General features: G+C 34.0%; 28 protein-coding genes. 21 read left to right on the forward strand and 7 right to left on the reverse strand.

All coding sequences use genetic code 11. From position 1 onward, the window contains the following. The first annotated feature begins 22 nt into the window (after nucleotides 1-22). The 8 genes from HOY35_RS02845 (at nucleotide 23) to HOY35_RS02880 (ending at nucleotide 6895) form a co-directional block, all read left to right on the forward strand. Nucleotides 23-499, forward strand: a complete 477-nt coding sequence (locus HOY35_RS02845; RefSeq protein WP_172210556.1) for a ComE operon protein 2 — start codon at nucleotides 23-25, stop codon at nucleotides 497-499. Continuing rightward, a complete protein-coding gene (locus HOY35_RS02850; RefSeq protein WP_172210499.1) occupies nucleotides 492-2747 on the forward strand; it encodes a DNA internalization-related competence protein ComEC/Rec2 in 2256 nt (751 codons plus the stop codon). The genes HOY35_RS02845 and HOY35_RS02850 overlap by 8 nt, the downstream gene beginning before the upstream one ends. After that, on the forward strand, nucleotides 2744-3781 hold the full coding sequence (holA, locus tag HOY35_RS02855; RefSeq protein ID WP_172210500.1) for a DNA polymerase III subunit delta: 1038 nt from the start codon (nucleotides 2744-2746) through the stop codon (nucleotides 3779-3781). The genes HOY35_RS02850 and holA overlap by 4 nt, the downstream gene beginning before the upstream one ends. Before the next feature lie 103 nt (nucleotides 3782-3884). After that, on the forward strand, nucleotides 3885-4091 hold the full coding sequence (locus HOY35_RS02860; RefSeq protein ID WP_249641451.1) for a hypothetical protein: 207 nt from the start codon (nucleotides 3885-3887) through the stop codon (nucleotides 4089-4091). 167 nt (nucleotides 4092-4258) lie between these two features. Next, a complete protein-coding gene (locus HOY35_RS02865; protein WP_172210501.1) occupies nucleotides 4259-4648 on the forward strand; it encodes a VOC family protein in 390 nt (129 codons plus the stop codon). Beyond that, nucleotides 4641-5387, forward strand: coding sequence for an RNA methyltransferase (locus HOY35_RS02870; RefSeq protein WP_172210502.1), 747 nt, complete (start codon nucleotides 4641-4643; stop codon nucleotides 5385-5387). The genes HOY35_RS02865 and HOY35_RS02870 overlap by 8 nt, the downstream gene beginning before the upstream one ends. An 84-nt stretch (nucleotides 5388-5471) precedes the next feature. After that, the gene (locus HOY35_RS02875; RefSeq protein WP_172210503.1) at nucleotides 5472-5966 is read left to right on the forward strand and encodes an HD domain-containing protein; all 495 of its coding nucleotides are present in this window, start codon (nucleotides 5472-5474) and stop codon (nucleotides 5964-5966) included. A gap of 623 nt (nucleotides 5967-6589) precedes the next feature. After that, nucleotides 6590-6895, forward strand: a complete 306-nt coding sequence (locus tag HOY35_RS02880; protein WP_172210504.1) for a hypothetical protein — start codon at nucleotides 6590-6592, stop codon at nucleotides 6893-6895. A gap of 108 nt (nucleotides 6896-7003) precedes the next feature. On the opposite strand, the gene HOY35_RS02885 is transcribed toward HOY35_RS02880, so the two are convergent. Next, nucleotides 7004-7471, reverse strand: coding sequence for a GNAT family N-acetyltransferase (locus HOY35_RS02885; RefSeq protein ID WP_172210505.1), 468 nt, complete (start codon nucleotides 7469-7471; stop codon nucleotides 7004-7006). A 60-nt stretch (nucleotides 7472-7531) separates the two neighbouring features. Beyond that, complete coding sequence (locus tag HOY35_RS02890) at nucleotides 7532-8488, reverse strand: zinc-binding dehydrogenase (protein WP_172210506.1); 957 nt, start codon at nucleotides 8486-8488, stop codon at nucleotides 7532-7534. Between the two features lie 183 nt (nucleotides 8489-8671). Here HOY35_RS02890 and HOY35_RS02895 point away from each other — a divergent pair, with 183 nt between their 5' ends. From HOY35_RS02895 to HOY35_RS02910, 4 genes are all read left to right on the forward strand, one after another. Next, on the forward strand, nucleotides 8672-9091 hold the full coding sequence (locus HOY35_RS02895) for a MarR family winged helix-turn-helix transcriptional regulator (protein WP_172210507.1): 420 nt from the start codon (nucleotides 8672-8674) through the stop codon (nucleotides 9089-9091). Next, nucleotides 9092-9985 (forward strand): cation transporter, encoded by an 894-nt coding sequence (locus HOY35_RS02900; protein WP_172210508.1) that lies wholly within the window; start codon nucleotides 9092-9094, stop codon nucleotides 9983-9985. It abuts the gene before it with no gap. Between the two features lie 131 nt (nucleotides 9986-10116). Further along, the gene (locus HOY35_RS02905) at nucleotides 10117-11118 is read left to right on the forward strand and encodes a choloylglycine hydrolase family protein (protein ID WP_172210509.1); all 1002 of its coding nucleotides are present in this window, start codon (nucleotides 10117-10119) and stop codon (nucleotides 11116-11118) included. 330 nt (nucleotides 11119-11448) lie between these two features. After that, nucleotides 11449-12870: a hypothetical protein gene (locus tag HOY35_RS02910; RefSeq protein WP_172210510.1), complete on the forward strand. Its 1422-nt coding sequence runs from the start codon at nucleotides 11449-11451 to the stop codon at nucleotides 12868-12870. Nucleotides 12871-13009: 139 nt separating this feature from the next. Here the strand turns inward: HOY35_RS02910 and HOY35_RS02915 are convergent, their stop codons facing one another. After that, on the reverse strand, nucleotides 13010-13705 hold the full coding sequence (locus HOY35_RS02915) for a DUF1003 domain-containing protein (protein WP_249641452.1): 696 nt from the start codon (nucleotides 13703-13705) through the stop codon (nucleotides 13010-13012). 164 nt (nucleotides 13706-13869) lie between these two features. Continuing rightward, complete coding sequence (locus HOY35_RS02920) at nucleotides 13870-14361, reverse strand: YbaK/EbsC family protein (RefSeq protein WP_172210511.1); 492 nt, start codon at nucleotides 14359-14361, stop codon at nucleotides 13870-13872. A gap of 216 nt (nucleotides 14362-14577) precedes the next feature. Between HOY35_RS02920 and HOY35_RS02925 the strand changes: the two genes are divergently transcribed. From HOY35_RS02925 to HOY35_RS02960, 8 genes are all read left to right on the forward strand, one after another. Next, complete coding sequence (locus HOY35_RS02925; protein ID WP_172210512.1) at nucleotides 14578-15288, forward strand: DUF554 domain-containing protein; 711 nt, start codon at nucleotides 14578-14580, stop codon at nucleotides 15286-15288. 71 nt (nucleotides 15289-15359) lie between these two features. Next, nucleotides 15360-16211, forward strand: coding sequence for an ATP-binding protein (locus HOY35_RS02930; protein WP_172210513.1), 852 nt, complete (start codon nucleotides 15360-15362; stop codon nucleotides 16209-16211). A 206-nt stretch (nucleotides 16212-16417) separates the two neighbouring features. Further along, nucleotides 16418-16798 (forward strand): hypothetical protein, encoded by a 381-nt coding sequence (locus HOY35_RS02935; RefSeq protein WP_172210514.1) that lies wholly within the window; start codon nucleotides 16418-16420, stop codon nucleotides 16796-16798. Continuing rightward, entirely contained in the window at nucleotides 16798-18324 is a 1527-nt protein-coding gene (locus tag HOY35_RS02940) for a CpaF/VirB11 family protein (protein ID WP_172210515.1), read from the forward strand. Before HOY35_RS02935 ends, HOY35_RS02940 begins: the two co-directional genes overlap by 1 nt. Beyond that, entirely contained in the window at nucleotides 18311-19138 is an 828-nt protein-coding gene (locus HOY35_RS02945; protein WP_172210516.1) for a hypothetical protein, read from the forward strand. The genes HOY35_RS02940 and HOY35_RS02945 overlap by 14 nt, the downstream gene beginning before the upstream one ends. Next, complete coding sequence (locus tag HOY35_RS02950; RefSeq protein ID WP_172210517.1) at nucleotides 19135-19902, forward strand: hypothetical protein; 768 nt, start codon at nucleotides 19135-19137, stop codon at nucleotides 19900-19902. Before HOY35_RS02945 ends, HOY35_RS02950 begins: the two co-directional genes overlap by 4 nt. Before the next feature lie 11 nt (nucleotides 19903-19913). After that, entirely contained in the window at nucleotides 19914-20279 is a 366-nt protein-coding gene (locus HOY35_RS02955; protein WP_172210518.1) for a hypothetical protein, read from the forward strand. Continuing rightward, complete coding sequence (locus HOY35_RS02960; protein ID WP_172285799.1) at nucleotides 20280-20423, forward strand: hypothetical protein; 144 nt, start codon at nucleotides 20280-20282, stop codon at nucleotides 20421-20423. 181 nt (nucleotides 20424-20604) lie between these two features. Here the strand turns inward: HOY35_RS02960 and HOY35_RS02965 are convergent, their stop codons facing one another. The 3 genes from HOY35_RS02965 to HOY35_RS02975 form a co-directional block, all read right to left on the reverse strand. Beyond that, the gene (locus tag HOY35_RS02965; RefSeq protein WP_172210519.1) at nucleotides 20605-21729 is read right to left on the reverse strand and encodes a site-specific integrase; all 1125 of its coding nucleotides are present in this window, start codon (nucleotides 21727-21729) and stop codon (nucleotides 20605-20607) included. A 116-nt stretch (nucleotides 21730-21845) separates the two neighbouring features. After that, complete coding sequence (locus HOY35_RS02970; protein WP_172210520.1) at nucleotides 21846-22505, reverse strand: DUF4352 domain-containing protein; 660 nt, start codon at nucleotides 22503-22505, stop codon at nucleotides 21846-21848. A 75-nt stretch (nucleotides 22506-22580) separates the two neighbouring features. Then, nucleotides 22581-23315, reverse strand: a complete 735-nt coding sequence (locus HOY35_RS02975; RefSeq protein WP_172210521.1) for an XRE family transcriptional regulator — start codon at nucleotides 23313-23315, stop codon at nucleotides 22581-22583. Between the two features lie 158 nt (nucleotides 23316-23473). Between HOY35_RS02975 and HOY35_RS02980 the strand changes: the two genes are divergently transcribed. Next, nucleotides 23474-23680, forward strand: a complete 207-nt coding sequence (locus tag HOY35_RS02980) for a helix-turn-helix transcriptional regulator (RefSeq protein WP_172210522.1) — start codon at nucleotides 23474-23476, stop codon at nucleotides 23678-23680. The last annotated feature ends 159 nt before the right edge of the window (nucleotides 23681-23839 follow it).

Below are 23839 nucleotides of genomic sequence, written 5' to 3' on the forward strand. Positions count from 1 at the left end.
CTGTATCAAAAATTAGTGAGGTATTAAAATGGAAAGAATTCCTTGGGATCAATATTTTATGGCACAAGCTGTGTTATTAGCACTTAGAAGTACCTGTCCGCGTTTGTCAGTTGGTGCAACGGTTGTTCGTGATAAACGCATTATTGCAGGTGGTTATAATGGTTCTGTTTCAGGCGAGGTGCATTGTGTGGATGAAGGCTGTAAAATTGTTGATGGGCATTGTATCCGCACAATTCATGCTGAAATGAATGCCATCTTGCAATGTGCAAAATTTGGTGTGTCAACGGATGGCGCAGAAATTTACGTGACACATATGCCGTGTGTTCATTGTACAAAACAAATTTTACAAGCAGGTATCCGAAAAATCCATTATTTGAATGATTATCACAACGATCCATACGCATTGGAGCTAATTAATAAACTTGGCGTAGAGGTCAATCAGGTTGATTTAAATCCGCATTTCTTTAAACAATTAAACTTTGGAGATGTATTTGACTAGATTTTTAAGTCAATTTCCACTAATTTATCTTGCATTAGTCATTGCAGTTGTTTATTTTAATATTTATGGTAGTCATTTTTTATGGCTATTCTTATTGTTATTCTTAGTTTATCGCTTGAAATGTTATCCTAAAAGAATTAAAATGATAGTTTTTGTTATTTTAATTGCCTTCGCTGTTTTATTTTTAGGCAGAAACAATTCAATCCAGAAATTAATTGATACTTCACCTTCTACACCAGATCGTTTATTGGTTCAAATGGACTCAATTCAAGTCAATGGCAATCAGCTTTCCTTGTTCGGCAAGCATGATAAGCGGATTTATCAGTGCTTTTATCAATTGCCAACTGAGTCTGCTAAAAATTTTTGGCAGAATTATGATGGTCAGCTGCTTCAAATTGAGATTAAAGGCACGGTGGAACGGGCAGAAGGTCAGCGCAATTTAAACGGTTTTGATTACCGAAATTATTTAAAAAGTAAAGGGATTAGCCAATTACTAGCTATTAACCAAATTTCTAAAATAAAGACGATTAAAAGTAATCATCTCTTGCAGCAGGCTGCTAATTTTAGACGGAAAGTAATTGTTTACATTCAAAATCATTTTGATAGTTCGCTTTCCTCCTATATGCAGGGGCTTTTGCTCGGTTATTTGCCGAAAGCATTTAGTGAATCACTGAGTCTTTATTCAATGCTCGGCATTATTCATCTTTTTGCGATTTCTGGGATGCAGGTTGCTTTTTTTATTAATAAATTACACTATATTTTGCAACGGCTAGGTGTGATTCAAGAACATTTAATCTATGCCGATATCCTTTTTAGTTTATTTTATATGGTCATCACAGGTTTTCAGGTTTCGATTATGCGAGCATTATTTGCTAATTTATTGAGCTATCGAAATATTTCGAGCTATGATAATTTTGCGATAACCTTTATCATTATTATCTTATTAAATCCGCTGGTATTAATTGGTCAATCCGCACAGTTATCCTTTTTACTTGCCTTTATTTTATTGCAGCTAAAGCCAATTATCCAAAAGACAAGTGGCTTGCTATCGACTATTAAAATAGGTATTTATGTGAGCTTAGGTATTCTGCCATTGCTATTATTTTATTTCTATGAATGGCAGCCCTTATCGATCGTGCTAACGATTCTTTTTTCTTTCTTATTTGATTATTTTATTCTTCCACTTCTCGTTATTTTATTGTTACTTTCACCGTTACCTTTGAATTTCGATTTTAACTTTATATTTCTAAAATTGGAAGAACTGGTCATTTTTTGTTCAAATTTTGCACTGAAACCAGTGATTATTGGTAAACCAGAGCCATTAATTTTTGCAAGCATGCTATTTATTGTTTATTTTATTTTTGATGCAATTTATCTGAAAAGGCCAATCAAAAAACTATCATTTTGTTTCTTAATACTTGTAATATTTACAAAATGGTCACCCTTCGGCATCTTTGCGGTCGTAGACGTTGGTCAAGGTGATTGTATTGTGATTCAAGCGCCCTTCAATTTACAGACAATTGTCGTAGATGTTGGCGGTAAGCTAGCCTTAAAAAAGGCGGCTTGGCAGGAGGCGATTACGACAACGAATGCCGAAAAAACCTTGCTTCCATTTCTAAAGTCCAGAGGGATTAGTCACATTGATTATTTAGTGGCTACTCATGCAGATGCCGATCATATTGGGGATTTAGCAGTAGTAGCTGAGACGATTAGAATAAAAAATATTGCTTTAACCAGTGGTAGCCTTACTCAAGGCGCTTTTAAAGCACAGTTATCGACAATAAAGCCAGCCCCAAAATTTTGTGTGGTAAAAAGTGGCGATGCATTATTTTTTGGCAGGCAAAGATTGAATATTCTTTATCCCAGTTCTTCTACAGATGGTGGAAATAATGATTCGATTGTTTTGTATGGCAAGCTGTGGGGGATAAGCTATCTCCTGACAGGTGATTTAGAAAGTCAAGGCGAGCTAGAACTAATTACAAAGTATCCAAATTTGACCGCAGATGTCTTGAAGGTCGGTCATCATGGTAGTCAAACGTCTTCTAGTGAAGCCTTTATTCAGCAATTGCAGCCTAAAATCGCAATTATTTCTTGTGGTGCTAATAATCGATACAATCATCCGCATTTGAAAACGTTGCAAACATTAATTAAAAATCATGTTACAATAAAAAGAACGGATAAAGAGGGAATGATCTACCTTAAAATTTTTCCATTAATAAACAATAAAGGATTAAAGACAATCAAATGAAAGCAATTGACACGTTTAACCAAGCATTAAAAAATAATAATTATAATTTTTGTTTTTATGGCGAGGATATTTTTTATCTCGATTTGGTCTTCGAAAATTTCAAGCATCAGCTTAGCGATATAATTGATGAGACAGAAGTAATACGCTTAAATGCTGAAAAGGTAAGCTTTCAACTCATTTATGATGAATTAAATACCTTACCTTTTTTTGGCGATAAAAAGTTAGTAATTGTTGAAAATTTATTGGATTTAACTGCGAAAAATAAGAGCTTTTTCACTGAGCAAGAAAAAAAAGCTTTTATTAATTATTTAATGAATCCAAATCAAACAACAATTTTAGCATTATTAATTAACGGTAACATTGATAAACGAAAAAAATTTACTAAAGAGTTGCTAAAGAATGTTAATGAAATTAAAGCTGAAATTCTTGATGCTAAAGAAATAAATGACTATTTGCAAGAGCTGAATCAGCCTTCTCAAATATTAACGGCGAAGCAAATTGAATTGATTGTGGCATTGAGCAACGAGCAGCTTGAGCTGGCAGTCAACCATTTTAAAAAAATAAGAGCACTCTCTGAAACGGAGTCAATTACTGATGATTTGATTTATAAAACTCAAATCAAGGATCTCGCTCAAAATTTATTTGACCTATCAAAATACTTAATTGCCGAACAGACAGAATCAGCTTTTTCGTTGTTTTATGACCTGATGAAAGTGGCCAAGCCTGGAGAACTAATTAAGATTAACGGTATTCTGATTTCGCAATTTCGTTTTTTCCTCAGTCTTAAAATTTTAATTGGTCAGGGGAAATCAAATGAACAGATTGCTAACGAGTTAAAGGGAAATAATTCTAAGCCTATTAATCCTAATCGAATCCGGTTTGCCAGTCGTGAAATAAAACGGGTCAGTGAGTTATTTTTAGTAAATGTTCAGCGTTTGCTAGTTGAGGCCGATTTTCAGATGAAAAGTGGCAGTCAGGATAATCAGCTTCTATTTGAAACGCTGCTGTTAAAAATTATTAATTTAGAAAAATAATAATTATCTTTTGAATAAGTCATTATAATTAACAATTAAATAATTGCTTGGTAAACTGAAATCAGTTGTTGAATGTAATTCTTATTTGGAAAGAGGGTATAAAATGGCTAATTTGGACGCAGGTAAAATTTTTGAAGAAATCAAAGAGGTAGTTGCCAAGGGTGATTTTGATCAGGCGAAAGCATTACTGGAATCGCATAAGGATGACCTAGGTCCCTTGTTTGACCAAGGTAAAGCGCTATTAAGCAACCAAGCAGATAATGCTGAGGGCTTATTGAATAAGGTAAAGGGCTTTTTTGATAAAAAATAGATGATTTGTCATGAGCTAGTGGCAATTTATTTGTTTTCTGATTTAGTTGGTTAGCTATGGCTAATTTCATCTTAGCTTAAAACATTACTAAATTTATAGTATACTGTTAAGTAAGTAACGGTTGGGTTACTTGCTTTTTATTTTCTAGTAAGAAGGAGCGACAAAAGATGTTCAGTAATCATTTAAGTATTATGCTATATGTAAAAAATGTTGCCGAATCGATTGAGTTTTGGCGAGAATTGGGATTTTATATCCAAAGTGAGACAGAGATTGATGGTACCTTAACGGCTGAAATTAAACCGAGTGAACGGGCTGAGCTAACTTTAGTGCTTTATGATTTAGAATTTATTATGGCAAATTCACCAGAGGTGGCAGGCAATACACCGAGTATTTTATTTCAAACCTCTGATATCACGACGTTATATCAAAAAGTGGCTGCACTAGGCTTCCCAGTGGGCGAAGTGATTCATCTACCAGACGGTGGCTGCGTTTTTAATTTTTCAGATCCCGATGGTAATTATTTTGCTGTTGCTGAAAGTGAGCCAGCCATTGGATAAGATTACTTCAAAAACCAATCATCGAATTAAGGCATTTAAAAAATTAACGCAAAAAAAATATCGAACCAATCAGTATTTAATCGAAGGCTTTCATTTATTGGATGAGGCTATAAAAAGCAGCGCTCAATTGGTTGTAGTTATTACGATTGAAAGCCAGCTAGACAAAGTTAAAGCCTTGATTTCCAATCAGATTGAATTGCTAGTGGTGACTGATGACATTTTGAATGATTTAACAGATGCGAAAACACCGCAAGGTGTTATTGCCGTTGTTCAAAAAGAAAAAGCAATAGTCGAAGCTTTTTCAGGTCACTGGCTAGTCTTGGATGATGTTCAGGATCCGGGAAACGTTGGCACGATGATTCGAACTGCAGATGCTGCTGGACTAAATGGTGTTATTTTATCTAAAAATTCAGCTGATCTTTATAATCCGAAGGTTTTACGATCAATGCAAGGGAGTCACTTTCACCTACCGATAATCGAGGCTGATTTACCGCCGTTATTACAAAAAATTAAAGGTCAGCTGCCAATTTATGCAAGCACTTTGAGTAAACATTCGGTTGATTATCGAACAATTGATACTGGCTCGGACTGGTTATTAGTGATGGGAAATGAGGGAGCTGGTATTTCTAAAGCGACTCAATTATTTGCGGATCAGCTCGTACATATTCCAATGGCTGGACGGGCAGAATCACTAAATGTTGCAAGCGCTACAGGTATTTTACTTTTTCGCTGGATATAATACTTAAATTTCGTTAAGATTCAGTCTGTTAACGCTTTCTTTTTTGTATAATGAAGCCATTCTATGAATATTTCGAGGTAAATAATGAAAGTAAATTATTGGCAAAATGATGAAGAATATCTGACTTATGTCTCAGCATTGTTAGAAACTGAAGAAGTTAAGCGATTAGATCAATTTGTGCAACATCATTATTCTACTCGTTTAGAGCATTCGATTCATGTTTCGTATACTAGCTATAAATTAGCAAAATTACTTAGGGGTAATGCACGTGCAACAGCAAGAGCTGGTCTTTTGCATGATATGTTTTACTATGATTGGCGTGACACCAAATTTGAATCGGGCAGTCATGCATATATGCATCCACGGATTGCCTTAAAGAATGCTGAAAAAATTACAACAATTTCTTTGCTTGAAGCGGATATTATCGTTAAACATATGTGGGGTGCAACGATTGCACCACCAAAATATAAGGAAAGTTTTATTGTTACCTTTGTTGATAAATATTGGGCCATTAAAGAAGCGATTACCCCGATTCGTCAGCGCGTAAGTACGGCTTTTCGCTATAGCTTTAATAATTAAGAATTAAGAAGGGTAGTCAATCACTGTTGGCTGCTCTTTTTGCCATGCCGACTTACTTTCCGAGAATTTCAGAATGAAATTTGGGGTGATTATTAAAAAGCTGAGAGTGCTTAGCTTGATATGCTCGGCGTACTTTTTCCTAAGTTTGCTAGGTGTTGGTCATTGAAGCTAGATTAATTAAAAAGCCGATATAACTCGCTCACAAAGTTGAGCATAAGCTTAAATAAAATTTTAATGGCGTTTTTTGCCATGATTTTTATTTGCTTATGTCGAAACTTTGTAGTTATTGAAGCTAGATTAATTAAAAAGCCGATATAACTCGCTCACAAAGTTGAGCATAAGCTTAAATAAAATTTTAATGGCGTTTTTTGCCATGATTTTTATTTGCTTATGTCGAAACTTTGTAGTTATTGAAGCTAGATTAGTGGTGAAGGTGCTTTTCTTGAAAAGCTTGGATGATTGTCGATAAGCAGTAGCTTAGCTGCGATTTGTCTTATTTTGGAAATAGTAACTATCTAACTGATGAGCGCTGGGAACAATATTCAGACTTGGATGAATACTTTTTATATTTTATCTATTCCTGTTATAATTAATAATAAAGTGATTTAGGATTGGAGGTTCTGATGGCCACTAAAGATTATGTTAATATTTTGATTATTATTATTTTTATTGCAATTGGTAGTCAGTTATTTCGCCAAAAATGGGTAAAGGTGATAGAAAATTATCGGCAAGATAATAATAGGCATAAGACAGGTCTCAGCAAGATTAAGCTAGCACATTGGTTAGGTCTTTTTATGTTTTGGCTAGCCTTTTTATTATTATTGATTCAATTTAATATTATTCATGAGGTATTATTTGGTTTGGGGGTTATCGTACCCACTGCAGTCATCTTAGTTATAGCCAAAATATCAAGATATAAGGATAAATAGTTTTTATCTGTTACCAAAAAAAAGGATTGTCAGCGCCTATAGCATACTCATTTCTTGAGTTTTCAAGGCAGCCTTCAATCCTTTTTTATTGTAATTTTTTGAGATTTGCTATTTGTTTTTTTCAAAGTAAACAAGAGACATCGAGTCATTCATTTTTTCGATTTTTCCAGTTAATTGATAGCCCAATTTTTGATAAAGCTTAACCAAATGAGGCTCCTCTTGAATCGTTTCTAGCTGCCATTTGGTGATTTTAGGATAAAGTCTTTCAGTTTCTAGCATTGCATTATAAGCCAGTCCTTTGCCTTGAAAATCAGGTAAAATACAAATTGGGGCAATTCGTGCAGCATGCTTTCCAACAATTACGCGAACCATTCCAACTGTTTCGTTTTTATAGATAATAAAATAGAATTTGTTATCTTCCATATTAAATTTATTAATGATACTTTCCAATTTTTCGTTAGCAGGATTGGTCTCAAAATCCTGATATTTATCTAAAAGTGTCTGGAAACAGGCTTGATAAAGTGCTTGAACCTGAGAAAGCGCCTCTGTTTGCTGGATGGTTGTTAAATGTAGCAATATTTTCTCCTTTTGATCAAATTTTCTAGACATTTGCTAGTAGAGGTGTGATAAAGTTCACTAAACCTTCATCAATACTTTGCCAGTACTTTTTCCACTTTCTAAAAAGTTGTGTGCTGCTTGACCTTCTGATAAGTGGAAGATGGTTGGCTCAGAAATATTAATTTTCCCAGTTGATACCAGCTTAAATAAGCGTTGACTGCGATTTTGTCGCTCTTTAAATGAAGATAGGTAGTCCCATAGATCGCCAGTTAGGATACTCTTTGAATGTGTGAGTAAGTCAATTAGGTCGATATTTTCGGGATTACCACCAGCCATGCCAAAGAAAATCACCTTTCCCTTATTTTTTAACAATTCAATACTTTCTGTTAAAGTGCTTCCAACTCCATCGTAGACTGTCTCCAGTTTGCCTTTTAATACTGGCTGCCAGAGGGCTTTATCACGATTTAAATAGACTTTACTCGCACCGAGTGATAAAGCGATTTGCTGCTTAAGCTCAGTTGAGACAGAGCCTGAGACCTTCACGCCCTTTGCTGAAAGAATTTGTGATAAAATCTGTCCAACCCCACCGCTAATGCCAGTAATAAAAACACGATCATCTTTGTTGTTTTGCCCAAGGTCATTTGCGAGAAAATCGGCGGTTAAGCCTTGCAAGCCGATAGTTGCTGCTTGTTTTGTATCGATTGCCGTTGGCAGAATAATCAGCTTTTCACTAGGTACTTTAACGTACTCTGCATTGGCATAGGGGACATCTACAAAGAGCACTGACTGTCCTAATAAGCCCTTATCTAAGCCAGCACCTACCTGAACAACCTGTCCGCTTGCCTCGTAGCCATTAATATAAGGGTCGCTTGGTTCAATATGATAATTGCCACGGCGACGGTAAATATCAGCAAAATTAAGTCCAATGAATTCTGTTTTGACTAAAACAGAATTTTCATCAATAGCTGGTGTTGCTAAATCTCCGTATTTTAGAACATCACTGTCACCAAATTGATTAAAATAGAGTGCTTTCATCTAGAGCTCCTTTTAAATAATAAGTTGTTTTTATACTAACAGTAAAGGCAAGTATTTATCAACTTTTTTTATTTTTTATAAATTCTTAATAAATTTATTTTTTTAATTAATTCATTTGACCGTCTTAATTCTGGTTGATAAAATAGTTAAGTAAATTAACTATTTTAATTCTAAGGAGCTATTATGGAAAATTCAGTATCTATTTTTAATCGGATTTACGATAAATTTATGAAAAAGTATTATGAGGCCAATCATTTTTTAGCGACACAGCAAGTCTTATCGACGAAAGATGAGTATTATTTGGATTTAATTTATACCATGACAGAGCCGACGGCTTCAAAGTTTGCCAAAAAGGCTCAAATTTCTAAGCCAGCGGCCACACAAATTATGACTAAATTTATTGAGCAAGGATATGTAATCAAAACACCCTCTAGTCATGACAAACGGGTTAGCAATTTAACATTAAGCAATGAGATGAAGGCTTACTTTGCTGAAAGCTATCAGCTGATGGAAAGGCTTTACAATCAATCACTCGCCTTTTTAACCGATGAGGAAAAGCAACAGCTTGAGCAAATACTCAGAAAGATTGATGGGAACTTATAAATGATACAAAAACAAATTGAAAAAAGAGCATTAATTGTTAGTACATTTGCCAATTTTATTATTGCTGGGGCAGGATTCTGGGCATATCAGTCTACTGGTCTTCAAGCGTTATTTTTAGATTTCTTTTTTTCTTTGATTGCGTTTATTTCTCTTATTTTTGCGATCATCATTTCAAATTTTAGTCATAAAAAAACGAAAACTTATCCTGATGGTTTATTTTTTCTTGAGCCGTTGTATGCAATTTTAAAGTCACTCTTAGTTATTGTTTTATTGGTAACTTCTGTCTGGACAACCTTTAGGTCTGCCTTAGCATATTTTTTTGACGGAACCGGCTCTGTAATGAATCTTGGTCCGATTTTGCCATACACCAGCTTAATGGTTATTTTATGCTTTGGCTTAGGCATTTTTAATCATCTTCAAAATAAAAAAATTAATCGGGTAAGTGTCATATTAAATGCGGAATCAAAGTCTAATTTGATTGATGGTGTCCAGTCGCTTGGTATTGGTATTGCTGTCTTAATTTTATTAACGATTGATATTAATGGTCCCTTAGGCTTTTTGCATTACACTGGTGATTTCTTCATCACTGCTATTCTCTCAATGCTTTCCATTAAAGAACCGATTAAAATATTGATTAGTTCATTTATTGAATTATCAAAGGGTACCACTAAGGATTTAAGAATTAAAAAAATGATTGATCAGACAATGAAAACTAATTTTGGGAGTTTTGCGAGTCAATTAAGATATGAAATTTATAAAACTGGAACAAGCATTAGGATTGAAATTGTTTTAACTGAACCATTGCTGAATCAAAAAATATTAGCAGCGCGCGATAAGATACAAGAGGTACTGACTAAGACCTATGAGAACGTCACTGTTAGATTTCAGTTTTAATTTGAGCAGCATCAAATTATTCAATGCCGAGCACGATTCTAATATGAGTCAATAACAATTATTAGCCTGTTGAAAGCGACTGTACTATAATGAATATATTACTAATAACAATAATACGTTAGGAGGATATTATGATTGGCTGCAGTAGTTTTACGATAGAGACTGAGGATAATAAGCATTTACTGTCCAGAACAATGGACTTTATGATTGAAATGGCCGAGCAGGTGGTTTTTGTACCTAGAGATAAAAATTTTATTACATCCTATTCTTGTCAAGATGAAATTGAGGTAAAATATGCTTTTCTTGGCATGGGAGAGGTGAGTAATAATAGCCCAATTCTGTTTGACGGGGTGAATGAGCAGGGGTTAACAGGCGCTACTCTTTATTTTCCTGGTTTTGCCGTTTATCATGCTGAGCAAAGAGCAGGCAAAATTAATGTTTCTCCTGATAAGGTAATTCCAGTCGTTTTAGCTCTGGCGAAGGATTTGGATGCGGTAGCTCATCTATTTGCAAACAAATTGCAAATTATGAATGATTCAAATCCAACATTAAACACTGTACCGCCGTTACACTTTATTTTTTCAGATACTACTGGAAAAAGCTTGATTATTGAGCCGGGTGAAGAGGGTGTGACTATTATTGAGGATTCAATTGGTGTGATGACTAATAGCCCTGATTATCATTGGCATGAGACAAATTTAAGAAACTACTTATCTGTATCACCCAATCAGCATCAGCCTGTGGCATTTCTTAATAAAACGCTTCGACCATTCAGTCAGGGCTCTGGAACCTTCGGCTTACCGGGGGATTTTACACCACCATCAAGATTTGTCAGAACAGCCTTTTTAAAAAACAATGCTTTCAAGCCTAAAAATGAAGTGGAGGCAGTCAGTCTATCACATCATATTTTAGAATCGGTTAGTATACCTAAAGGGATTGTTATCACGGAAAGCCAGCATTCAGATTATACTTGCTATTCTGCTTATATCTGCTCTGAAAGTCAAAGCTATTATTTTTCAACCTACGGCAATCAGAGAATTAGTAAAATTACCCTTACTGATGAATTAAAAAATTCAAAAGATTATCAACAGTTTAAGGTCAGTAATGAAGAGGATATCTGCGCGTTAAACTAATGTTCAAGCAAATTGTCATTGCGGACAAAAGACATTTAACGGTGTAGAAAAAGCTGCTAAATCGAGCCGATAGAAAGATAAGGAACAAGTACGGTTATAACAATTAATAATTATAGTGATGCTTTGTGTTACAAATTATTTTGACTTAGGTCGAGTTTTTAGCGTATAAGGTCCGAAAGTTAAGAACTTTAAAACAAGAGGGGGTGATTTATGTCACTGCCCTTTTTTTATTTTCTATTGATTTTTAAGATTTTCTAGTTATAATTTATTTATAGCTATTTCAATAATATTGAAATGAGGTTTACTTTGTTGCACTGTGGAGGTGAGTTAATGTCTAACTTTGATTATGCTAAGGAAAAGGTTCAAGACATTTTTATGATTGATGTTAAATCCTTCTATGCAAGCTGTGAATGTGTGGCGCGAGGATTAGATCCCCTTACCACACGATTAGTTGTTTTGTCTCATGCAGAAAATACAAGCAGAGGCGGTTTAGTGCTGGCTGCTTCACCAGCTGCCAAAAAGGATTTTGGAGTTACTAATGTGATGCGTGGCCGCGATTTACCAATTTCTAAATCATTTTATAAAGCATTATCAATTGCTGAGGCTAAAAAAAAACCGCTGCCAATTTATGATGAAGCCTTGAAATTTTATCGTGTACCACCAAGAATGCGCTACTATGTTAAGGAAAACATGAAAATTAATGATATCTTTAAAGAATTTACAGCACCTATGGATATGCACCCATATTCTATTGATGAAACGATTTTAGATGTCTCAGCGTCTTTAAATTATTTCTATCCTGAGAATGAGCTAAGTAGGTATCAAAAACGGGATTTACTAGCACGAGAAATTCAATTGAAAGTTTACCGAAAGCTCGGCTTTTATGTCACGATTGGCATTGGTGATAATGTGATTTTAGCAAAATTAGCAATGGATAATGAGGCTAAGCATAATCGAACAATGAGGGCGCAATGGACTTATGCAGACGTTGAAGCAAAGGTGTGGGCAATTAAACCATTAACTGACTTTTGGAGCATTGGCAGTCGAATGTCTAAGCGTTTTGAGGCAATGGGCATTTTATCAATTAGAGATTTAGCAAATTATGACTTTCATAAGTTACATCAAAAATTTGGAATTGTCGGCTTAGAGTATTATCATCATGCTAATGGTATTGATAGAACGGTTGTTAGCCATAAATATCAGCCGAAAGTAAATTCCTTATCAAATAATCAAATACTGCCTAAGGATTATGATGATAAGGAATTTTTATTAATTCTACAGGAACAAGCTGCCCAAACAATTTCAAGAGTCCGAAAAAGGGGCGCTAAAGCCGCTAGTATTCATTTATACGTCGGTTATGCTAGAGGTCAGGGTGAGCGTGGTTTTTCCAGACAGCTAAAAATTGCACCAACGAATTCAACAGCAGTAGTAATCAAAGCAACAGAGCGTCTTTTTAAAAAATTTTATAACGGTCATTCTAAAATAAGACATATTGGCATTTCCTTTGGGCATTTGACTTATACTGATGAATTGCAGTTAGATTTATTTTCGGATCCACTAGAACAGATTAAAGGTGAAAGGCTAGATCAAGCGGTTGATGAAATTCGATTGAAATATGGCTTTACTAGTATTTTTAAGGCCGCGAGCTTAAAAGATTTCGGTACAAGCTTGTCTAGAGCCAACTCAGTAGGAGGTCATGCTGGCGGTACAGACGGAATGGAGATGGGTAAGCCTAGCAAACACGCAGATTAAAGATTTGTAATTGGAGAAATTGGCTAGATGAAGGCCTTCAAAGTGGTAATTTTGAGATATAACGAGCTTGGCGCAAAAAATAAAAAGACCGTACAAATAATTGAGGGCAGCGCCGACTAGCTATTTGTACGGTTGAGATTTATTTTAAATTTGCTTGTTTTTCTTCGCTTTTTTGAAGCAGGGTCAGCATTTCAATTTGTAATTGCTGCAGCTGGATAATATGCTGCCATTTTGTAGTCATTAAATAGTCCATTTTTTGATGTAATGAATCAATTTCAATTTCGGCCTTTATATTAATTTCATAATCGTTGTCAGCCTCAATTCGATCACGAACTGATTGCCGATTTTGGCTCATCATGATGATAGGTGCTTGTAGTGCTGCAAGGCAGGATAGAGCTAAGTTTAATAGAATAAAGGGATAATTGTCAAAGGGCTTGAAAAGTAGACCAGTTGCATTAAGGATAATCCATAGCGCTAAAAAAACAATAAAGCTGATGATAAATGGCCAGCTGCCCCCAAATTTTGCAATTTTATCAGAGACCTTATCACCAAAGGTCACTTGCTTATCAAAAGATTTATTTAAATTTTTTGTTTGAAATTTTTTATTTTCAATCTCCTTGTGATAATTTTCGTTGAAGGTTTCAGTCGCCTTAATTTCATCATTTAAAAGCTGATTAATAAAGGCATAGCGATAATTTAATATTTGCTGCAGGGTTAACTCAGTATCCAGAGGATAGGTTGGATTTTTAGCTTGAATAAACTGAATTAACTCAGCTTCTAAGTCCTTTAATTTTAAATTATTTTCGGTACCGTTCATGAATATTTTTCCTTTCATTATCGAGCTTTGCGCCTCGATTAGCTGAGTGAATGCATAGCCTATTTTACGGCGGATAAAATAAGTGCTTTAACTTTTTACAATTTATCAGGATTTAATTTAAAAATAACATAAGATTGCTTTTCTGGCTATTTTTAATGAGCCTAATCACTGAATGATTTAAGCTATTGAGGACGACTAAAGAAATGATAACGTGTTATTGAACAGTAATTGAGGAGCTTAGGAATTTTCTTGCCATCAAAAATCAGGGTTTGATCATTTCGGTTGGGATGGAAGGCAACCTTGGCATGTTCAATAATTGTCTGTTCGATATAATAATTTACAGCCTTTGCTTCGTCATTGATGATATTTAATAACGAAACAGCGCCGCTATGTACCCCAAGTAGTGATGATAAGTCATCCTCACAAGCAAAGCTTAGCTTTTTCTCATGAGCAATTAGTGCAAGCTCAGCAATTGAGCTTTGCTGAGCAAAGGGGAGACAAAAAAGATAATATTCTGATTTATTTTTATTTCTTAAAAATAAATTTTTAATTTCTAAAACGGTTTCGTCAAAGCCAAGCAGCCTAGCCTCATCTGCTGTATAGACAGGGTGATGATGATATTTTTTGTAGCTGATTTTATGCTGCATCAATAGTGCTTCAATTTCTGAAATCATCTGCTCCTCTTCTCTAATATAAATATTATTATTTTTTTAGTCAAAGTAATTAAGCTATTAAAAATAATAACGCTTTAATTATTAATAATCAATTGACAGCTACCATTTTTAACAATGACTATCCCTACTCTCTTACAAAAAATTGATTAAAAATTATCGGTATTTCAAATATTTTTATGATAAAATAACTTATTGACTTATGGAAGAGGTTATAGAATGGCATTAAGCGTGTTAACAGGCTCAGTCGTGAATGCGGTGGGCATTATTTTGGGTGGTTGGTTAGGGCTTTTTTTGACCAAAATGACAGCGAATATGAAAGATACTGTAACTAAGGTGATGGGAATTGGCATCCTAGTGCTCGGCATCCAGATGGCGATGTCAACTCAAGCGTTAATCGCCGTTTTGGTTTGTATTTGCTTAGGGGCAATCTTAGGGGAATACTGGCAGATTGAGGCTAAAATTCATCGATGTGGCGTTTATTTAGAGCATAAAGTTGGACAGTCGGATGGTCAGTTTTCAGAGGCCTTTGTGGCGGCGACTTTATTATTTGTCATTGGATCGATGGGAATTATTGGTGCTATTCAAAGCGGTATTGCCAATGACCATACGATTTTATTTACCAAGGCTGTTATGGATGGTGTTTTGGCAGTGATTTTATCTTCTACGATGGGTGTTGGCATTATTTTTTCAGCAGGACCTGTATTGCTTTATCAGGGTCTAATTGCAATTTTTGCCAGCTTAATTGGTCAAGCCTTGCCTGAACAATTTATTGAAGTATTAATGCCAGAAATTTCAGCGGTGGGTGGTATTTTAATTATCGGAATTAGTTTGAATTTAATGTCTATTATTAAAATTAGAGTTTCAAATGTTTTACCCTCACTATTATTAATAATTTTTTTCATTGCTGTACGTTATTATTTTTGTTGAGTTTTAATTATATTATATTTAGCATACCCAAGCAGTACAAAAATAAGCTTAATTATTGAAAAGGACAGAAAATGTTAGAACAAAATCAGTCAAAACAATTAATCGTAGAGCGTTCGATTATTAAAACTTATCGAAAAACAATTTGGTCCCAATTTGTTAGGGCAATCAATGATTTTAATTTACTTAAGCCTGACGATAAAGTAGCCGTCTGCATTTCGGGTGGTAAGGATTCAATGTTAATGGCAAAATGCTTTCAAGAATTGAAAAAACACGGTAAGATACCCTTTGATTTAGTCTTTGTTGTAATGGATCCAGGCTACAATCCGCTTAATCTTGATGTAATTAAGCAAAATGCGTTAGAGCTAGGGATTCCGATTACCATATTTGAAACGAATATTTTTGACTATGTCTACCAGCTAGAGCAAGGTAGTCCCTGCTATTTATGCGCCAAAATGCGTCGAGGTCATTTATATGCTCAGGCTAAATCACTTGGCTGCAATAAAATTGCACTCGGACATCACTATGATGATGTATTGGAAACAATTTTATTAAATTTATTTTATGCAGGTGAGGTTAAAACAATGATGCCTAAATTAAGTTCTAAAAATTATGCTGGAGTTGAATTAATACGACCGATGTATTATATTCGTGAACAGCATATTAAGAATTGGCGTGATGCGAATTGCCTGTCGTTTATTAATTGTGCGTGTCGTTTTACTGAAACGGTTGGTTGTGGTTTAAATGCCAATCATCCCAATCAGAAAAAATCGAAGCGTGCAGAAATGAAAGCATTGCTTGCTGAGCTAAGTAAGGATAATCCATATCTAGAGCAATCTTTATTTAAATCAATGTCAAATATAAATCTTGAAAGTGTGTTAGGCTATAAAAAAGCTGGGCAAGCCTATTCCTTTTTAGATGAATGAGCAAATAAAATATTAGTTAGTAGAATCTGTCAAATATATTTGATGGATTCTTTTTTGGATTTTTCACGTAATAAGTAGTGGGCAAGTAATTAATTTGAAGATAAAAAAGCTTTTGAAAGCTTGAATATTGATTTAAAAGTTTTTTAAAACCGTGTTTTCATTTTTGATTAGGAGGTGTTTGAACTATTCAGCATTTTATTAAAATATTGATTACTTTTATAATTGGTTTTGCGTTTTTAGGCTTTATATTATTTTATGCCTATTCAAACAGTAAACAAAGTAACCAAAATCAAGGGCTCCAAGAAACACTCCAAGCAGCTTTGCTTGATCATCAGGATTATAGTGAGCGAGTCGAAGGGAAAGCATTTTACTTGGATAAGAAAAATTTTGAACGAGCATTTACAAGCGCATTTTTGCATAATCAAAATTTCAACGTCAATAGCAATCAGAAAGTAGAGTTTTCGTACTTAAAATCCTTATCGAGTCAGCAGGATAATGCAATTAGTGGCGTTAAGGTAAAGGTAAGTGTCAATAAACAAATCTATCAAGGCACTGTCATTATTGAAAATGGGGAGGACAATAATTAATGGCTTTATTTAATTCTAGGCAGACGAGCGATTCTGCTGAAGTGATGGCTTTTATAAATGAAGAAACTGAATTTGATGACATTGAGGAGGCGACCGAAGCAGCAATAACGCGTAATAATAACTTTAGAGCTGACTTGATTGAGGTATCTTCTAAAAATAGGCGGCAGGCTTCCAATATTGGAGTAATGAAATTAGTTTCAGATGAAATTATAAATTTTATTTATGAAGATTTAATTGCACATTACGCAAATTTAGTCATTAAAGCTCTCAATGATCAATCGGCTCGCGAAGCTCTAAGAGAGGTGATTAATCGTCAGCATCAGCGCTATATTAAAGGCGATTTGGAGAAGGTAGATTATATATTAAGTGAATGTATCGGGACAGGCTTTATTGAACGCCTATTACAAGTACCAGAAATTACAGATATTGGCTGGAATGGACATTTTTTAACAGTTGATACACCAAATAAGCACTTAAATTATTCAGCGAAGGAGCTTGGGTTGACCAATGTTGAAAATTATATTAATCGTGTTGCAGCAAAGTTTTCTAACGCGGTAGGCAAGGCCTTTAATGAAAGTCATCCTATTTTGGACTCGGCGTATGATAATGTGCGATTAAATGCGATTCATCATTCATTAAGTCCCGTTGGGACAACCCTCTCACTTCGTGTCGTACGAGAAAAGCTGGCAATCACAGCAGAAAACTTTTCAGATTGCTTCGCACCTACTTTTGTTTTGAATTTTCTGGCTGATATTATGAGAACTGGCTGTAATCTTGTGATATCGGGAATGACGGGAAGTGGTAAAACCGAAATTCAAAAATTAGCATTTTCCTTTGTTGATGATACTGAAAAAATTATTACGATTGAAGATGTTCAGGAAATGCACTTAAAAAAATTATATCCAAATAAGGATATTTATTCTTGGAATATTAATGAAAAAATTGGAATTGATGAATTGGTCAGGGCTAGTCTGCGCAATAATCCAGACTGGGTAGTTGTATCTGAAACAAGAGGTGCTGAAGCCTATGAAATGTATCAAGCCTTGATGAGTGGTCACTATATTGTCACAACTCTGCACGCCGAAAGTGCAGCCAAAATTCCAAGGCGCTTTATTGGTATGTGCTTAAGCAAATATAAATTAGATGAAAAATTATTAATGTCAGATTTAGTTTCCACCTTTGATTTTGGATTTCATGTTAAGAGAGTGACCTATAAAGGTGTTACCCTGCGTTACTTAGAAGAAATTGTAGAGTTTGGTATCAATCAAGAGATTACATTATTTAAACAAAGTTTTCGCAATGGAAAATTTTATATTTCAACTGGTAATCAGCTATCATCTGATTTTTTAGGAAGAATGGCTGAAAAAGGGCTAGCTAAATTCAATTTTCCAATTAATCACGAGACGCTCATTGAAAAGCCTATTATTGAGGATATTGAATTGAGTGAAGGTCTGCCCTTGCAAAATAGACTGAAGCAAGCAGTTGCTAAAAAAATTATTGGTGGTGAGGGTATTGAAATTATTTAAATTGAACACGAGTAATTTAATTTTAGCAGATCAGCTATCTGCCTATCGAATGGCCTATCAAAAGCCTATTAAAAATAAGGAATATTTCGTATTTATAGGTCTACCTGGTGTGATATTGGGAGGGCTATTATACTATTTGACCTATAGTCTAATTCTGACCTCAATTGGTCTTTTAATTGGTTTGATATTCGGCTGGCGCTCTCTATTGCCAAAAGTAATTTATCGTAGTTACACCATACTCTCTTTTAATGAAAGAAATCGAATGTTAAATTTAATGACTCAACAAGTATCTGATCAATCAAAGACACCTAGAGAAATTTTGGAGCGCGTCACGAAGCGGTTAAATGGGGAATTGAGTCAAGATTTTATGCCAATCGTGATAAAAATTGCTACTGGTGTGACTAATTTTGAAATTAAAGAAATGTTTCATCAGATTAAAGCAAAGTATTATCAGGATATTATTTTTGTTCAATACATGGAGCAATTAGAAACCAATTTTTTAAGTGGCTTTGATAATCACAATACTTTGAAGGATATGACTATTTATCATAATCAACTGCGAAGCAAGAGAGACTTGTTTTTAAAATCAAAGTCCGAATATTTTAAGGATTGCCAATTATTAATTATGATTTTTTTGATATTAATTACAGCGATTGAATTTGGTTTCGGTCATCAGAAATTTGTTGAAACCTTCTCAAATACACTTGTTGGCAAGGTGGATAGTATTATCTATGTGACTCTTTTTGCCATTATTATGTATCATTTTACCGTCCTTTTTTTTGATGACATAATTACGGAGGTAAGGATCAGATGAAGCGTTTAATCTATCAGAGCAGCTATTTTTTTAAGCAGCTATGCATAAATAGCATTACAGAAACAACCTATACGGCATTAAAAAAAATGAACCGTTCAGATCTTACTATCTTGAGGTGGCAAAAAAAGCGTCTACTCATCTGCTTATTTTTAGCGGTGCTTGCAGCAGGAATTGCTCTAGTCATGAATGCTATGTTGGCAGTTTCAATTGTAATATTTATTGTAATCGGCTATTTTTATCAAGAATTATTAATTAAACGATATTATCAGCGCTATCGTTTTGAGCGAAATTTACAGTTTTTTAAATTTGCACGTTTAGTCATTCCTTATCTGATGCAAGCAAAGCAGGGAATCAGTATTTATCAAATTCTAGGCTACATGACACGCAGAATTGAGACGCCGGCCGATCAGCAGCAGCTCAGTATTTTAATGAATCAGATTACTGAATATCCTGAGTCCATTGAGCCGTATCTGACATTTGCCAATGCGATGAGTGATAGTGACTATGCTGTCATTTTTATGACTGTCATATTTGATATATCTCAGGGCGCTACGGATGAACAAATGATTGAAGAGCTGGGTAAAACGGTATCCAATCAATTAATGCAGGTAATTGATGAAATTATCGAATTTAAAACGAAAAAATTCGTGATGTTCCCAACGAAACTGACCATGATTAATTTGGTATTGATTATTGGTTATATGGTATGTGCTTTGATAGATCAAATTAATCAATTGAGTAATTTGATGCACTTTGAATTTTAGGAGTTTTTTAATTGGAGCATCATATTTCGGAAATAATTCATTATTTTCTCACATTTTTAATTATTTTAGTACTAATTAGCGTCGCTTTATTGGGTAAGGAGATTAATGATATTAACGCATTTAAGAATTATGTCAATACAAGTATTGAGCGCCATGGCGGTTATACTGATCAGGCTGAGCTTGAAGTAGTCAACTATTCCCAAAAATACTATCAAGATTTATTTAAAATTAATTCTGTTTCCCAAAAAGGTAGGGTGAATTATGGTCAAGAAATTAACTATGTAATTCAAGCCTATTTCCCAGTTGCCTTTTTTAGAGAATCCCATTTTATAGTTGATTTTTACGGACAGGCAAGCTCAAGATTGCGGAGTGAGTAAATGGAAAATAACACAGCTCGACTATGGTATTTAATAGGTGGCTGTTTAATATTAGCTACTTTAATTCGTATTATTATATCTGAAAAAGTGCTACTTTTAGTTTTAATTGACTCATTTTTTAGAGCTAAATATAGAATTCAGTAATTGGCTAATGGTGTTCAAGCATTTTAGGAGGTGATGTATTTGATTGCAGTCAATTAAAATAAACTAAATAAAAATATGGAGAAAGGTATGGTCAATTTATGGAAGCAAATACAGATCGGCTATGGTGGACAATTTAAACGTTGATTTATAGCCATTTGTAAAGGGTTGACTACCCCTTTGACTACCCTTGCATGAATTTCAAGAAATTATCGGCGGTTTCTTTTTCAAGATTCTTACTTACATGAGTGTAGATATCGAGAGTTGTTTGAACATTTGTGTGTCCTAATCTTTCTTGAACTTGTTTGATTGTTGCTCCGCTTTCAAATAGCAAACTTGCGTGAGTATGTCTGAAAGAATGAACTGTGACATCGATCCCATCAATTCTTTTCAAGAAAGAGTTAAGATATGCGTTTTCGATGATTTGATTGGTTAAGCTAGAGAAAATCAACTGTTCATCATCATGCTTGATTCTAATACCGCGCTCTAAAAAATATTTTCGCTGTTCCAAACGCCATTTTTTTAGCTCTATTAAAGTTTGTTCATCAACGCTGATAGTTCTGTTAGATTGATATGTTTTCGGAGTGCTGATATATCTTCCATGTTTGCTGTTTGAAACAGTTTTCGAGATTGAAATTGAACACTTATCAAAGTCAATATCATTCCAGTTCAAAGCATATAACTCACCTTTTCGCATTCCAGTGTATGCAAGTAGCCTAAAAGCAGTATACAACTTTACATTACCTTTCATCTTTAAAGTTTCCAAAAATTTATTTAAAGTTTCTTTATCCATAAAGACGTTTTTGTCATAAATCTGTTTCGAACGCTTAGGAGTATCAACTCTTTCAATTGGATTTTCGTTAATTAATCTATGCTTATAAGCGTATTTGAAAACTATTTTTGTATAGCTAATCAGTTTGAAGTAACTTTTAAACCTACTCGACCAATCATCAAAAACTTTTTGAATATAAGAACTTTTGATTTTATTGATTTTGTATTCACCAAAAGCATTTTTAAGATGAGTTTCAAGCTGTTCGATTCTATATATAGTTGAATCTTTGATTCTTTTTTTGTGTCCGTCAAACCACAAGTCAAAAACTTGCGAGAAGGTGTAATTATCTTCTTTTTGCTGATAATCATCTAATTCTAGTTCGATCTTTGCTATCGCTCTTTTAGCTTCTTTCTGCGTCCTAAATCCACGTCTAGTCGTTCGTTTTTTCTTACCTGTCAATTCATCGACACCCATATAAACACTAAACATATAAGCGTCTGAGCCATCTTTTTTGGTGTATTTTTTGATTGTCGGCATTGTCTAAATCCTTTCTTTATAGTAAAATTAGGGTACAAAAAATAAGCCTTTTGCGAGGGTATTTTTTCAAACACGTTCGACACCGTCCAAAGTTGCGAGCGTGTTTTTTATTTAAATTAATTTAAATTAATTTTTTCTGTTTCTGTACCCCAAACTCCAGTTTGTACTTGAATTTGTGTAGAAGGGTCGTTGATTGTTTCTTCGTTAACATCAAACACTACTTTACCAGTGATTGTTGATTCTGGGTTAAGTTGGGAATAAAAGAATGAAACACTGTCACCATATGCTTGTTGATTGGCGTACATACTTGCAGATGAATCTGATTTGAATTCAGTTTTTCCTTTGTAAAGTTTAAAGAAATCATCAGAAATTGTAATTGCTTCATCACCATTATTTGTGATAGTAACATCTAAAACTAAGTATTTTGCATTAGCTGTTGAATTTACATATTCAGTTCCAACTGTATCGACTACCTCTTTTGAATTAATTTTATATACAACTTTACCGACAGTTACATCTTGCCCAATTGTATAAGTTTTAGCTTCTGATTTAGATTCTTTTGTTGATCTTTTCGTTTCTGATTTAGAATTAGAGCTTGTTTCACTTGATTTTGTGGTAGTATCATCTGTTTTAGCAGTTTCTTTTTTATCCCCACCTTGACCACCAAGATAACCAATAATAATCACAACCACGATTAACCAAAACCACCATTTTTTATAAAAAGGTTTTTTCAATTTGTAAACATTCCCATTTTCATCCTTAATCTTCTTTGCCATAAACTATTTTCTCCTTAAAAAATTATTTTGATATATCTATATAAACTCACAATCATATGACTGTGAGGAGTTGCTTTAATTGACTTGTAGCGGCGTGAAGCTATCAACTACTCTACCAATGATACGTGGCGGCTCGTCATTATCCACTAAATCAATTGGAATATCTTGATATTTTGGATTTAATGAATGTAAGATGAACACATCATCTTCAATCCTGACCTCTTTAACATATAATGAATCGCTATATGAAACAACGTATATGCTACCATTATCAACAGATTCAGTGCGTTGTACAAGAGCTACATCACCTGTTACTAAATCAGGTTCCATTGAATCACCTTTTACACGAAATGCAAAATCATAGTTTCGTAAGTTTTCATCTGTATATTCTTCAGTATAATCAGTTAGTTCATAATCATTCCCATATCCGACTCCAGCAGATACATCAAAAGCAGTCAATACTTTAGTAAGTTTTTTCTTATCAAATTCTATTTTAATAATTTTACTATTTTGTCTATCTAGTTGTTCTGTTGCGTAATTATAGACTTTCGTTTGTCTTTTTTTGTCTAGTTGATTGTAAATATAATTGATGTCTGATTCTTTATCTAAACCTAATAAATATTCTGGAGTTGTGCCTAAAGCGTTAGCAAATTCAGATACTTTGTTTACAGGAAATTGTCTAGTTCTATTTTCATATCGTGACATTGCTGATTTAGCTATCCCTACCGATTCTGCTAATTGACTAGCTGTAATATTCTTCTTTTTTCTTAATTCTATTACCAAATTAATTATTTCTTCATTAGTTCTCAAAATTACCACCTCTCCTGTGTATATACTTATAATATAAGATTAGTTCCTTATTGTCAACATAAAATGTTCCAATTGGGAACATAAAGTTGACATATGGGAATAACAGTTATACAATAAAAGCACATTCATGAATGAAATATAAAAGGCAGGTGAAAAATTTGAAATTCAATTTAAACAGACTCAAAGCAGAGAGGATTGCAAAAAAATACTCTCAACAAGAGATAGCCGATAAACTCAATTGGAGTCGTAGTGTTTATACAAAGAGAGAAAATGGTAGTGTCCCTTTAGGAGTCGATGAATTAGCAGATATTGTAACAGTTCTAGAAATACCTGAAGATAGAATATCAATTTTTTTTAGCTTATAGTTCCCAAATGTCAATATTTTTAAAAATTTGTTAGGAGGTGTAGGGATGGGAGGAGAAAAAATAGAAGAAATTAATATTTCAGAAAAAAAACAAAAAACATTAAAAGAACAACTTTACGATGCTCATTTAATAAATTCTGTTATGCTTTCGGATTTATTG

The sequence above is a fragment of the Enterococcus sp. MMGLQ5-1 genome (assembly GCF_013155265.1).
GTDB lineage: Bacteria > Bacillota > Bacilli > Lactobacillales > Streptococcaceae > MMGLQ5-1.